Annotated in this window: 11 protein-coding genes; 8 read left to right on the top strand and 3 right to left on the bottom strand. The window is 61.8% G+C overall.

Annotated elements, in window-relative coordinates; all coding sequences use genetic code 11:
• Position 1 precedes the first annotated feature (1 nt).
• Both mtnA and ABGT79_RS11205 read right to left on the bottom strand, forming a co-directional pair.
• The gene (mtnA, locus tag ABGT79_RS11210; protein ID WP_346666244.1) at positions 2 to 1,114 is read right to left on the bottom strand and encodes an S-methyl-5-thioribose-1-phosphate isomerase; all 1,113 of its coding nucleotides are present in this window, start codon (positions 1,112 to 1,114) and stop codon (positions 2 to 4) included.
• A 10-nt stretch (positions 1,115 to 1,124) separates the two neighbouring features.
• Positions 1,125 to 2,009, bottom strand: coding sequence for an AMIN domain-containing protein (locus ABGT79_RS11205; protein WP_346666243.1), 885 nt, complete (start codon positions 2,007 to 2,009; stop codon positions 1,125 to 1,127).
• A 140-nt stretch (positions 2,010 to 2,149) separates the two neighbouring features.
• On the opposite strand from ABGT79_RS11205, the gene ABGT79_RS11200 reads away from it, so the two are divergent.
• The 5 genes from ABGT79_RS11200 to ABGT79_RS11180 all read left to right on the top strand — a co-directional run bounded on the left by ABGT79_RS11200 (position 2,150) and on the right by ABGT79_RS11180 (position 7,655).
• Positions 2,150 to 2,503: a hydrogenase maturation nickel metallochaperone HypA gene (locus tag ABGT79_RS11200; RefSeq protein ID WP_346666242.1), complete on the top strand. Its 354-nt coding sequence runs from the start codon at positions 2,150 to 2,152 to the stop codon at positions 2,501 to 2,503.
• Positions 2,504 to 2,545: 42 nt separating this feature from the next.
• Positions 2,546 to 3,214 carry a hydrogenase nickel incorporation protein HypB gene (hypB, locus tag ABGT79_RS11195; RefSeq protein ID WP_294484535.1) on the top strand — a complete coding sequence of 223 codons (669 nt, stop codon included), beginning with the start codon at positions 2,546 to 2,548 and terminating at the stop codon, positions 3,212 to 3,214.
• The gene (locus ABGT79_RS11190) at positions 3,207 to 4,571 is read left to right on the top strand and encodes a glutamate ligase domain-containing protein (RefSeq protein ID WP_346666241.1); all 1,365 of its coding nucleotides are present in this window, start codon (positions 3,207 to 3,209) and stop codon (positions 4,569 to 4,571) included. Before hypB ends, ABGT79_RS11190 begins: the two co-directional genes overlap by 8 nt.
• A gap of 67 nt (positions 4,572 to 4,638) precedes the next feature.
• Positions 4,639 to 6,036, top strand: a complete 1,398-nt coding sequence (gene selA / locus ABGT79_RS11185; RefSeq protein ID WP_346666240.1) for an L-seryl-tRNA(Sec) selenium transferase — start codon at positions 4,639 to 4,641, stop codon at positions 6,034 to 6,036.
• A 233-nt stretch (positions 6,037 to 6,269) separates the two neighbouring features.
• On the top strand, positions 6,270 to 7,655 hold the full coding sequence (locus tag ABGT79_RS11180) for an aminopeptidase (RefSeq protein WP_346666239.1): 1,386 nt from the start codon (positions 6,270 to 6,272) through the stop codon (positions 7,653 to 7,655).
• Between the two features lie 604 nt (positions 7,656 to 8,259).
• On the opposite strand, the gene ABGT79_RS11175 is transcribed toward ABGT79_RS11180, so the two are convergent.
• A complete protein-coding gene (locus ABGT79_RS11175; RefSeq protein ID WP_294484546.1) occupies positions 8,260 to 9,459 on the bottom strand; it encodes an iron-containing alcohol dehydrogenase in 1,200 nt (399 codons plus the stop codon).
• A 610-nt stretch (positions 9,460 to 10,069) separates the two neighbouring features.
• Between ABGT79_RS11175 and ABGT79_RS11170 the strand changes: the two genes are divergently transcribed.
• The 3 genes from ABGT79_RS11170 to ABGT79_RS11160 all read left to right on the top strand — a co-directional run bounded on the left by ABGT79_RS11170 (position 10,070) and on the right by ABGT79_RS11160 (position 13,189).
• Positions 10,070 to 10,564, top strand: a complete 495-nt coding sequence (locus tag ABGT79_RS11170) for a heme-binding protein (protein ID WP_294484549.1) — start codon at positions 10,070 to 10,072, stop codon at positions 10,562 to 10,564.
• Positions 10,565 to 10,696: 132 nt separating this feature from the next.
• Positions 10,697 to 11,260 (top strand): nitroreductase family protein, encoded by a 564-nt coding sequence (locus ABGT79_RS11165; RefSeq protein ID WP_346666238.1) that lies wholly within the window; start codon positions 10,697 to 10,699, stop codon positions 11,258 to 11,260.
• 186 nt (positions 11,261 to 11,446) lie between these two features.
• Complete coding sequence (locus ABGT79_RS11160; protein WP_294484552.1) at positions 11,447 to 13,189, top strand: aldehyde ferredoxin oxidoreductase C-terminal domain-containing protein; 1,743 nt, start codon at positions 11,447 to 11,449, stop codon at positions 13,187 to 13,189.
• Positions 13,190 to 13,209: the final 20 nt, after the last annotated feature.

Genomic DNA, 13,209 nt, shown 5'->3' with positions numbered 1-13,209 from the left:
CTCAATCATTGCGATGTTCCGGGTACAGGGAAAGAATCCCCTGCTCCGAGGCCTCGCACACGCCTCTTTCGGTAATGAGTCCGGCAATGAGCCGCGCGGGCGTCACGTCAAAGGCCCAGTTTCGCGCCGAAGTGCCGGCAGGACAGATGCGCACGCTCGTCACGCGCCCGTCGTCCGCAAGTCCGGTCATGACGCGCACCTCGTCGGCGTTTCTCTCCTCAATGGGAATATCCCTCACGCCGTCGCGCAGAGAAAAATCAAACGTCGAAGACGGCAGCGCCACGTAAAAAGGCACGTTGTTGTCCGCCGCAGCCAGCGCCTTCAGATAGGTGCCTATCTTGTTGGCCGCATCGCCGCAGCGCGTCACCCTGTCCGCGCCGGTAATCACCATATCCACCATGCCGTGCTGCATGAGATGGCCGCCCGCGTTGTCCGCAATGAGATCATGCGGCACGCCGTGCATGCCGAGCTCCCACGCAGTGAGGCTCGCGCCCTGATTGCGCGGCCGCGTTTCATCCACCCACACGTGAACGGGAATGCCCGCGTCGAAGGCCGCGTACACCGGAGAGAGCGCGGAACCGTAGTCCACAAAAGCCAGCCACCCGGCGTTGCAGTGTGTGAGAATATTGACCGGACGCCCGGGATGTTTTGCCGCGGCCTCTTCAATGAGACGAAGCCCGTGCGCGCCTATGCGTCGGCAGAATTCCGCGTCCTCATCGGCCACGGCCTTGGCTTCGGCATGGGCGGCAAGCACGGCCTCGCGGCCGGAACGCCCGGCCAGAGCCTTTTTCTGACGCTCCAGCGCCCACGCCAGATTGCTGGCCGTGGGACGGGTCAAGCGCAGCGCCTCCATGCACCGCGCCATGAATCCGGCAAAATCTCCCTCGGGCGCCGTGCGCGCGGCCACCCACACGCCCCACGCCGCCGCAGCGCCGATAAGACCCGCGCCGCGAACCCACATGTCGCGGATGGCCCGGCACACGTCATCCACCGTGCGCAGCGCCTTCACCCGAAATTCGTGGGGCAGCGCCGTCTGATCGATGATGAACAGCGTTTCGTCCTCGCCTTCGCCCTCCGTCCAGATGGTGCGGTAATGCCTTCCGTCGACGTTCATCTCCCGCCCCCTACTGGATACGCAGCTCAAGCGAGTTGCGGTTCAAAGGCACCAGGGCCACCTTGCCCTGCGTTTTCATGTCGAAGACGATGCGGGTCTTGTCGTCGTGCTGGCCTACGCGCACGGCCTCAATAAGCCGGTTGCTCGGCACGCGCGGCACGGCAACGTCCCAGTTGCCCGCCAGATCGAGCACCACGCGGTCGGGTTCGGCGAGCGTGAAATAATGCCCCACCATGGGCGCGTTGCCCTGGAGAACCAGCTTGATCTGACTGCCCTGCATGGAAAATCTGGCGGACGTCACCACCCGCTCATACTGCGGCTTCTTGTCTTCCGACGCGTTTTCCGCGGAAGACTGCGATGCGGCGGATGCCTGTTCAGGCGCGGCTTTTACGACAGGCGTCTCCTCTGCCTGTTTGGGGGCCGCATCTTCCGCACTGCTCTTTTTGGAAGAGGCGGACGCGTTTTTCTTTCCGCTTTCCGCCTCGGCGACAGGTTCCCTATCCTTTAAAGAGGAAGGAGCAGACGCGACGCGCTGTTTCTTTTCCGAAGCGTCGGCTTTGTTGACTTCAGTCTTCCCGGCGTCATCCGACGCCACGGAACCGGGTCTCGTATCAAAGGGCGCGGAGGCGGAAGCCGCTTTTCTGTCCGCGGCTCCGTCGTCGACCGCATCCAGCACCCGGCCGACGGACGCCGCAGAACTTTCGTCCCCGGCGGCACGGACTTCGGACGCCTCGGAGCTCCGGTTTTCCTGATACTCGGTAAGTCCCACGAGTTTTCCCGATATTTCCGAACGTCCGGCCTCGTAGCCGGGATCATCCTTCAGCACGGCGGCAACGCCGACGGCCACGATCAGCATGACCGCCGCATAAATAAAAAGACGCAAAGTCCTGCGCATATCTTCCTCTCATGATGCATGACGCGAAGCAATGTTTTCTTCCTCTATAGCCGAGATGGCCGGGCCATGACAAGCCGCCGCGTCATGTGAAAAATTCTGCCACAGTGGACGGTCGGGCCTTTTTCCTATAGACCATCTTCATGCATGAACTTTCCCTTATGGCAAGCGTTATGGACATCGCCCAGGAAGAGCTGACCCGTCACGGAGCCCGCCGTCTCACGCTTCTGCGCATACGGCACGGCGTTCTCGATCAGGTGCAGCCCGACGCCATGCGCATGGCCTTTGAAGCCATGACCGCAGGCACTCCCCACGAAGGCGCAAAGCTCGAACTGGTGGAGGAACCCCTGCGTCTTTCCTGCTGCATGTGCGGCCATCAATTTTCTCCCCAAAACAGAAACGCCCTGTACGAGCCCTGTCCCTCCTGCGGCGAAAGCGTTCCCTTCAGCGTCGTCGGAGGGGAAGGCATTTTTCTCGATCATCTGGAAGCGGAATAACGCCGCTTTTTTCTCTGCATTCTGAACCATTCGAGGCATATCATGGAAATCCCCGTCGTGCGCAACGTTCTGGAAGCCAATGACCGCATTGCCGCCCGCCTTCGCGAAGAATTCGCGAGCCGCGGCACGCTCGTGCTCAACCTCATCAGTTCTCCCGGATCCGGCAAGACCTCTCTTCTGGAACGCACGCTGAACGACCTTGCGGGCGAGTTCCGCATGGCCGTCATCGAAGGCGACCTCCAGACAGACAACGACGCCCGCCGCGTGGCCGCTTCCGGCGCGCAGGCCGTGCAGATCAACACCGAAGGCGGCTGCCATCTCGACAGCAGCATGGTGAGCGAAGCGCTCCGGTCCATCGACTGCGACAATCTGGACATTCTGTTCATCGAGAACGTGGGCAACCTCGTCTGCCCCACGGAATTCGACTGCGGCGAAGACGCCAAGGTGGCCCTGCTCAGCGTGACCGAAGGCGACGACAAGCCCCAGAAATATCCTTACCTGTTCCACAAGGCCAAGGCCATGATTCTCAACAAGATCGACCTGCTCCCCTACGTGGATTTCGACGTCGCCCGGGCCCGCGCCCACGCCTCCGCCCTGAATCCCGATCTGGCCGTCATGGAAATTTCCTGCCGCGCCCGCACCGGCCTCGACGCCTGGTACGACTGGCTGCGCGCCTCCGTCAAAGCCAAAAAAGAAGCCTCCCATGAGTGAAACGCCTTCCTGCTGCATGCTGTCCGATTCCGCGCCCTTCCATTCCTATGAGGACGTGCTGCGTCATCTCGATTCTCTGGGCATGTTCCACATGGACATGGGTCTCGGCCGCATGGAACGTTCCCTGCGCGAGCTCGGTCTGACGAAGTTCCGCTGTCCGGCCGTGCAGGTCGTGGGAACCAACGGCAAGGGTTCGACGTCCGTGTTTCTTCAGTCCATAGCCCTGGCCCACGGCATGAACGTGGGGCTCTACACCTCGCCGCACTTCGTCTGGCCGGAAGAGCGCATTCAGCTCAATCACACCATGCTGCCCCGCCGCGTGTGGCCCGCGCTCGCGGACAGCGCCGTGGAAGTGGAAAAGGATCTCACCTACTTCGAGCTGCTCACCGTCATGGCGGCCGAAGCCTTCCAGACCAGCGAAAGCGATCTCATGATCTTTGAAGCCGGTCTCGGCGGCCGCTACGACGCCACCACGTCCCTGCCTGTGGACATGGTGTGCTTCGCTCCCATCGGCATGGATCACATGAACGTGCTCGGCGACACCCTCGCCGCCATTGCCGACGACAAGTCCGACGCCCTGCGCGCGGGCGTGTCTCTGGCCGTGAGCGCGCCTCAGCAGGAAGAGGCCCGCAGCATACTCCTGTCCAAGGCGGAAGCGCGGGGCATTCCCCTGTGTTCCTGCCCCGCGCCGGAAGGCTGCGACGGCACCAGAGCGGGCAAGGCCCTGTGGGAATGCCTGCCCGACGACTTGAAGGCCTGCTCCGTGCTGCCGGAGGACGTGACTCTCGGCCTGCGCGGCGCGCATCAGCGCATGAACGCGCAGACGGCCGTGCTGGCGTGGGTCATGCTGTGCCAGCGCTTCCACTGGAAGACCGACGCACACACCATTGCCCGCGGACTTTCCCGCGCCTTCATTCCCGGCAGACTGCAGTTTGCGCCCGCCGGAGAAGGGCATCCCGCCATGTGGCTGGACGGCGCACACAATCCGCACGGCATGACGGCCCTCCTGAACGCCGTGGAAGGCATGAGCGAGAACGAGCGCCCCGGCGCGGTAGTGTTCTCCTGCCTTGCAGACAAGCAGCCGGAAAAGCTCACTGCGCTGGTGAAGAAACTGGCCGGAGACAAGGCGCTGTTCGTGCCCGCCATTCAGGACAATCCCCGCGCCGCCTCGCCGGAAACGCTGGCCGCGCTGCTCGGCGACAACGCCGTCGCCCTGCCGGACCTGAAAACGGCGCTCGCCGCCGCAGAAAAGGCCGCCGGCGGCAGGCCCGTGCTGGTGTGCGGCTCTTTGTACCTGCTTTCGGAACTGTTCAGCCTCTGGCCTTCCCTGCTCAAGCCTGCCGAAAGCGTCCGCTGAACGGCTCTTCCCGGATCCCGTCCGAAGCGCGGTCTTCGGCGGGATTCCGTCATCATGAGGAGAATCCATGTCGTCACTTTTCCGCTCTCTTCCCTCGGTGGACGCGTGTCTCCGCTGGCTGGAGGAATCGTTTCCCTCCACGCCGCACAGCGTGCTTCTGGAATGCTCCCGAGCTCTGCTCGACGAACTGCGCGAAGACATCCGCTCCGGCCGCGTGACGGACGAAGCCGCCCTGAGCCCGAGCGCCGTGAAGCCCCGTCTTGAAGCGCTCGTCGCCCGCAAGGACAGACCCCGGCTGCGCCGGGTCATCAACGGGGCAGGCGTGGTGGTTCACACCAATCTCGGCCGCTCCGTGCTGGCCAAAGAGGCGCAGGAAGCCGTGCGCATTGCCGCGTCCGGCTACAGCAATCTGGAATTCGACCTCGAAACCGGAGAGCGCGGCAGCCGCATCAGCCTTGTGGAAGAGCTGCTCTGCTCCCTCACCGGAGCCGAGGCGGCGCTCGTGGTGAACAACAACGCCGCGGCCGTGCTGCTCATGCTGGACACGCTGTGCAAGGGCGGCGAAGTGCTGCTTTCCCGCGGGCAGCTTGTGGAAATCGGCGGCAGCTTCCGCATTCCCGACGTCATGGAGCGCAGCGGCGCCACGCTCAGGGAAGTGGGCACCACCAACCGCACGCACCTTGCCGACTACGAGCGCGCCCTTTCCGAAAACACGCGCGCCGTGCTCTGGGTGCACCCCTCCAACTACCGCATCATCGGCTTCCATTCCAGCGTGCCCGCCAATGAACTCGCCGACTTCGCCCACGCCCATCAGCTGCCCATGCTCGAAGATCTCGGCAGCGGCAGTCTCATGGACTTCTCCCGATGGGGCCTGCACGACGAACCCACCGTGCCCGAAGTGCTGCGTCAGGGAACAGACGTGGTCACCTTCTCGGGCGACAAGGTGCTCGGCGGACCGCAGGCGGGCATCATCGTGGGCCTCAAGGTCTATGTCGATCAAATGAAGAAGAATCAGCTTCTGCGCGCCCTGCGCTGCGACAAGCTCACCCTTGCCGCCCTGGAAGCCACGCTGCGGCTGTACCGCGATCCGGAAACGGCCCGCAAGGCGATTCCCACGGTGCGACGCATGAGCATGGATCCCGCAGAGCTCAGACGCCGCGCCGAGAAGCTCGCCGCCCTGCTTTCGCGCGAACTCGACGGCCTCGCCGTCTGCTCGCTCAGGGACGATTTCTCCCGCGTGGGCGGCGGCTCCTTCCCCGAACAGGGCATGCCCACCACGCTGGTGTGCGTGCATCCGGCAAAGGGTTCGGCCACGCATCTGAAAATGCGTCTGCTCTCCACCGAGCCGCCGGTCGTGGGCAGACTGGAAGGCCCGTATTTCCAGCTTGATCCGCGCACCATGGAAGACGACGACTTTGCCGACGCCTCCCGGGCGCTCAAGGAAGCGCTGCTGCGCGAAGACTGATCCTGCAAAAGCGCCTCGTCTCCCCGGCGAGGCGCTTCGTTTTTGCCTTCCGTCCGCCCGCCCCTGAACGGAATCACGGCATTTGACGCAACGCGTCCGCGTACTTATTTGTTATGCGTTGCCCGAGGCAAAGCCGCCCTTTCCCCGGAAAGAGCACGGACGTTCCGCAGGCGCGCTCCGCGCCCGGGCACGACACCCTTTGCACATCATTCCATTTTCCTATCGAGGTTATCATGGACGAACTTGCATCCTGTTCCAAATCCGGCTGGGAAATCTATCGCTCGGCCGAAGACCGCCGGGCCATGACGACGCTGGCCGACGACTACATCCGCTTCATTTCCGACTGCAAAACCGAACGCGAAGCCGTGGACGGCGTGATCGCCCGTCTGAAAGACGCCGGATACACGGAAGGCTTCGGCACCGGCAAGGGCTGGCAGGCACTGCACGGCAAGGCCATTTTCGTGGCCCGCAGAGGCCGCAAGCCTCTTTCCGAGGGCATCCGCCTCATCAGCGCCCACACCGACAGCCCCCGCCTCGACCTCAAGCAGCATCCGCTCATGGAACAGGTGGGCGTGGGACAGGCCAAAACCCACTACTACGGCGGCCTGCGCAAGTATCAGTGGTTTGCCCGTCCTCTGGCCATTCACGGCGTCATCGTGAAATCCGACGGCGAAGTCATCCGCGTCCGCCTCGGCGAAGACGAAAACGAACCCGTGTTCACCATTGCCGATCTGCTGCCGCATCTCGCCCACAAGGACGGCAATCTCAAGCTCTCCGAAGCCTTCGACGCGGAAAAGCTCAACATCATCATGGGCCACGAGCCCGTGCTCGCCGACAAGGACAAGGAAGACGACAAGGCCCCCAAGGACGCCGTGAAGGCCCGCGTGCTCCAGCTGCTGAACGAAAAATACGGCATCCGCGAAGACGACCTCATTTCCGCCGAACTGGAAGCCGTGCCCGCCGGACGCGCCCGCTACGTGGGCCTCGACAAGGGCATTGTCGGCGGTTACGGCCAGGACGACCGCATCTGCGTCTATACCGCTCTTCAGGCCCTGCTCGATGCCGAAGATCCCGAATATACGAGCTGCCTCATCTTCTGGGACAAGGAAGAAATCGGCTCCGACGGCTCCACCGGCGCAAGCTCCCGCTTCTTCCAGTACTGCGTGGAAGACATGGCCGCCGCCTGGGAGCCGGAAACGCCCTTCCGCAAAATCATGATGAACACCAGAGCCATGTCCGGCGACGTCCACGCCGCCGTTGATCCCGACTGGCAGGATCGTCATGAACTCAAGAACTCCGCCTTCTTCGGCTACGGCGTGGCCTTCTGCAAGTTCACGGGCTCCCGCGGCAAGTACGGCGCCAACGACGCGCACCCCGAATACATCGGCTGGATGCGCGGCGTGCTCGACGCCAAATCCATTCCGTGGCAGCTTGCGGAACTCGGCAAGGTCGATGTGGGCGGCGGCGGCACCGTGGCGCTGTTCCTGGCCGCCTACGGCATGGACGTGGTGGACGCCGGTCCCGCCCTGCTCGGCATGCACAGCCCCTTTGAGCTGGCCTCCGTGCCCGACATCTACTCCACCAAGCTGGCCTATCAGGCCTTCCTGGAAGCCAAATAACCAAATAATGCGCCTCTTCTGACGAAAAGAGCCGCTCCATCGTGGGCGGCTCTTTTTTTGCCGAACGCTTTCCGCCCTGCGACGCCCGATTGAACATCAGCAAGGGCGCATCCTCCCCGCTCCCGGCCGAAAGTCTGCATTTTCCATCGCGACGCAAAGCCTTCTCCCGGCACGACGCGCCGCGATGGCGCTTCCTCTGCATTTCTCAGCAAAGACCGCTCCCGCGGAGCGATCCGCGCCCACAAACCGCGCCCCCCTCCGCGCGCCGAGGCGCGAACGGCAGGCGGCCGCCCTTCTCGCTGCCGCGAGCCAGAGCTCGAGGCCGGTCCGACCACCCGCAGCGACGCCCGCGCGAATCGAATCACGCTCCCCGCGGCATGCCGTCCTGCGCAGCGCCGCCAACGCGGCATCCCGGCGCAGCCGCGGCGTTGGTCCGCCCTGTCGTCGATGCGGTTCAGGCACTTCGTCAACACCGACGGCAACACCAGACGCGGACTAAAAAAAGAGACGTGCGCATATGCCGACCATATGCGCACGTCATCGGGGAGGTGGATGTACCAGGTTAATGCCGGAGGGGAGACTCCGGCATCATTTCATGCCGCTCTTACAGAGCCTTCTTGTAGATGGCCGCCACGGCAGCGTCGGTCATCGTACGAGGGTTGGTCAGGCCGCAGGCGTCCTTCTGAGCGTTGGCGGTCATGATCGGGATGTCTTCTTCGCGCACTTCCTTGCCGTACTTCTTGCCGAGGGCGATGAGGCCTTCGGGGATGTCGACGTCGCGGGACAGTTCGCGGATGGCCTTCACAGCGGCTTCAGCGGACTGGTTGGCGGTGTAGCCTTCGGTGCGTTCGCCGAGCAGAGTGGCGATGCGGCCGAAGCGGCGGCGGGCAGCGATGAGGTTGTATTCGCAGACGTAGGGCAGCAGAATGGCGTTGCATTCGCCGTGAGGCAGGTTGTAGAAGCCGCCCAGCTGGTGAGCCATGGCATGCACGTGTCCGAGGCTGGCGTTGTTGAACGCCATGCCGGCGAGGTATTCAGCGTAGCACATGCCTTCGCGGGCTTCTTTGTCCTTGCCGTTGGCCACGGCGCGACGCAGGTAGCGGTTGATGAATTCAATGGCCTTTTCAGCGCAGGCGTCGGTCATGGGAGTGGCGGCGGTGGAAACATAGGCTTCCACGGCGTGGGTCAGGGCGTCCATGCCGGTGGCGGCGGTCAGGGAAGGCGGCATGCCCATCATGAGGACGGGGTCGTCGATGGCGACGCTGGGAGTGCAGCGCCAGTCAACGATGGCCATCTTAACCTTGCGGGCAACGTCGGTGATGATGCAGAAACGGGTCATTTCCGAAGCGGTGCCGGCGGTGGTGTTCACGGCAACATAGGGAGGGAAGGGCTTGGAGGACTTGTCCACGCCTTCGTAGTCCTGAATCTTGCCGCCGTTGCTGACCAGGAAGCCGACGCCCTTGCCGCAGTCGTGAGAGCTGCCGCCGCCGAGGGTGATGAGGCTGTCGCAGCCGTTGGCCTTGTAAACTTCGGCAGCGTCATGCACGTTCTTGTCGGTGGGGTTCGGAACAGCGCCGTCGAACACGACATAGGACACGCCGCCTTCGTCGAGAATGTCGGTAATCTGCTTCAGAATGCCGCAGGCAACAATACCCTTGTCAGTTACTATCAGAGGATGCTTGGCGCCCAGGCTCTTCAGACGGTAAGGAATTTCCTTGCTGCAGTTAGGACCAACGAGAGTCACAGTAGGAATAAAGAAGGAAGTGATCTGTCCCTGGTACATGCATTTGACATCAGTGCTCATAGTAACTCCTTGAAAGCAGTAGTTAGCAAAAGGATAAGAGACTTGTACTGTATTTGTCCTACGGTACTGCTGAGAAAAAGTCAAAGGTTCTGAAAAAATAAAAAAATAACTTTTTCATTTCAAAATTCAATAAATAAAATAATCAATCATCAGGCCATATTACCGCGTTACTAAAAAAACAAGCTCGAAACTTTTCCCGTTCCATTTCAAAATTCCATTTCAAAATTCACCCTTTTTACCTTGTTTTGTGCCTCTTGGGGAAGTGCGTAACATTCTCGGCGCATTCCCTGGATATTCATTCTTAACATTGCATAATATCATAATAAATTCTATTTTTTATTTCAAAACTACGGCATCGCGCCCCTTTTGCCTCTTCCGCGTTTCCCTCTTTTCTTATTAAGAATGGCTCTCCTTTTATAACCATGCGCCCAGGAAAATCGGCGGCCCGCGGCACGAAAAACCACCCCTTCCCGACCGGCGCCGCAGGGAAAACCGCCCCCCTCTTGAAACGCTCCCGGCACTACGCTATAAAAAGGAAAAATCGGAAGAGCAGATATGACGACATCTGGGCTGCCGTATCTGCCTTTTGCAAAACACGGAGTAGGATATCATGCGTCGCACTCTTCTTACCTGCGCCCTTCTGGCCGCTCTGGTTGTTCCCGCTTCCGCCGCTGTCGATACCAGCAAACTCCAGCTTCCCGGCGATCTTACGCTCGAACAGGCGCAGAAGGTCGTTGACGGCGCTCTGGCCTTCGCCAAGAAGCAGGGCGTTCCCATGAACATCAGCGTCATCGACGCCGGCGGCAACCTGAAAGCCTTCTGCCGCATGGACGGCGCCTTCCTCGGCAGCATCGACGTTTCCATGAAGAAGGCCAAGACCGCCCGTCTGTTCAACATGTCCAGCGCCGAACTCGGCGCGGCCGCCCAGCCCGGCGGCGAACTGTACGGCATTGAAGTCACCAACAACGGCCTCGTCATCTTCGGCGGCGGCGAACTGCTGAAGGACAAGAACGGCGTTGTCGTCGGCGCCATCGGCGTGAGCGGCGGCTCCGTGCAGGAAGACACCAACGTGGCCAAGGCCGGCGTCGCCTCCCTGAACAAGTAGCGCTCCGGCCGCCTGAACTCCGGCATGAGGACGCAGATCCCCTTCATGCCTGCCCGCTTTCCCGGGGCGGATGTCTTCAGGCATCCGCCCTTTTTTCGCTCTCCCCTTCCTTTCTTTAATAGGAGACTCATCATGGATGTTTTGGAAGCCATAGAAAAACGACGCAGCATTCGCAGCTACACGGATCGTCCCGTGGAAAAGGACGTGCTGGAAAGGCTCGTGAAGACGGCCGTGAAGGCTCCCACCGGCTCCGGCATGGAGCCGTGGGGATTCGTGGTTCTTCAGGATAAAAAAGAAATCGACGCGCTCTCGGAACGCGTCAAGCAGAAGGTGCTGAACAATATGGCGGACTATCCGCAGTTCAGCCAGTACGAATCCTGGCTCAGGAATGAGAAATACCACATCTTCAATCACGCGGGCACGGTGCTCATCGTCTATGGCGACTGCGCTTCGCCCTGGCATGTGTACGACTGCTCCCTCGTAGCCGGCAACATCATGCTCGCCGCGGAAAACGAAGGCATAGGCTGCTGCTGGATAGGCTTTGCCGAAGCCCTCTTCGACGACGCCGACTTCAAGGCCGAACATCATGTTCCCGAAGGCTACCATCTGGTTTCCACGCTGAGCATGGGCTACACCAAGGTGCCCGTGCCGCCGTGCACCCGCAAGGATCCGGTGTTCTTTTCCTGGACAAAGTAGCAGGCGACATGCCGCACGGGGCAGACTCTCTGCCCCGCCGCCTCCTGACCGTCACGAAATGGGAGATCTTCATAAAAAGCGTGATTGTTTTTTCTCTTCCTTGACGAAAAAAAACATACGGCCCTATGGTCGGCTTAAAGAGGCTTCTCCGATTATCGTGAATCCATAACCCAAGGAGCACACGGCATGTTTCGTTTTCTGCGTGTCAACATGGCTACCAAGAGCTGCGTGTTTGAGGACATCCCCGAAGAATACGCCGGTCTTGGCGGTCGCGCCCTGACCTCCACCATTGTGGCCCGCGAGGTCAACCCCATCTGCACTCCTCTCGGACCGCACAACAAACTCGTTTTTGCCCCCGGTCTGCTGGGCGCCACCAACAGCCCCAACTCCAACCGCATTTCCGTGGGCTGCAAGAGCCCCCTCACCGAAGGCATCAAGGAATCCAACTCCGGCGGTCAGCCCGGCGGCCATCTTGCCAAGCTCGGCATTCTGGCCATCATCGTGGAAGACATGGCCACCGAAGGCGAATGGTGGCAGCTTGAAATCAGCAAGGATTCCGCCAAGCTCGTTCCTTCCACCGTGGCCGGCCTGAACAACTTCGACGCCGTGGCCAAGCTCGTCGAGCAGTACGGCAAGGATTGCAGCTACGTCACCATCGGCCGCGCGGGCGAATTCAAGCTCACCGCCGCCAGCATAGCCTTCACCGACCGCGAACTGCGTCCGCAGCGCCATGCCGGCCGCGGCGGCGTGGGCGCCGTCATGGGTTCCAAGGGACTCAAGGCCATCATCATCAATCCCGAGGGCGGCAAGAATCATCCTCTCGTGGATGAAGAAGGCTTCAAGGCCGCGTCCAAGCGCTTTGCCAAGGCTCTCACCAGCCATCCCATCACCGGCAAGGGCCTTGCCGAATACGGCACCGCCGTGCTCGTGAACATTCTGCACGAAGCGGGCGGCCTTCCCACCCGCAACTTCACCTGCGGCCAGTTCGAGCATCACGAAGCCGTTTCCGGCGAACGCATGAACAAGCTCACCAAGGAACGCGGCGGCGAAGGCTCCGTGGCCCACGGCTGCATGAGCGGCTGCATCATCCGCTGCAGCGGCATCTTCCCCGACGAAAAGGGCAAGTTCAAGAGCAAGTGGCCCGAATATGAAACCCTGTGGTGCTTCGGCCCCCACAGCAACATCGACGACCTCGACCTCATCTGCACCTTCGACCACATGTGCGACGACATCGGCGTGGACACCATTGACGTCGGCGTGGCCGTCGGCGTGGCCATGGCCGGCGGCGGCATTCCGCTCGGCGACGGCAAGGCCGTCATGGAAGCGATGAAGGGCATCAGCGAAGGCACCCCGCTCGGCCGCATCATCGGCTGCGGCACCGCCACCACCGGCCGCGTGTTCGGCGTTCGCAGAGTGCCCTGCGTCAAGGGTCAGAGCCTGCCCGCCTACGATCCGCGCGCGGTCAAGGGCGTGGGCGTCACCTACGCCACCACCCCCATGGGCGCGGACCACACCGCCGGCTACGCGGTCACCGCGAACATCCTTTCCTGCGGCGGCAAGGTTGATCCGCTCAAGAAGGAAGGTCAGATCGAACTTTCCCGCAATCTGCAGATCGCCACGGCTTCCGTGGACAGCGTGGGTCTGTGCCTGTTCACCGCCTTCGCCATCCTCGACATTCCGGACGCCCTCGCGGCCATCGTGGACATGCTGAACGCCAAGTTCGGCTGGAAGCTCACCGGCGACGACGTGGTCACCCTCGGTCAGCGCATCCTGTCCACGGAAATCGACTTCAACCGTCGCGCCGGCATCACCGAAGCCGCCGACCATCTGCCCGACTTCTTCACCGACGAGCCCGTGGCGCCTCACAACACCACCTTCGACTTCACGCCTGAAGAACTGCAGACCACCTTCAACTGGATCAAGAAGTAACCTCTTCCCGTCCCGCGCGG

Origin of the sequence: uncultured Mailhella sp. (assembly GCF_963931295.1) — a bacterium.
Taxonomy (GTDB): domain Bacteria; phylum Desulfobacterota; class Desulfovibrionia; order Desulfovibrionales; family Desulfovibrionaceae; genus Mailhella.
Note: the sequence above shows the minus strand (reverse complement) of the source record. Positions and strands in the feature narration are given on the sequence as shown.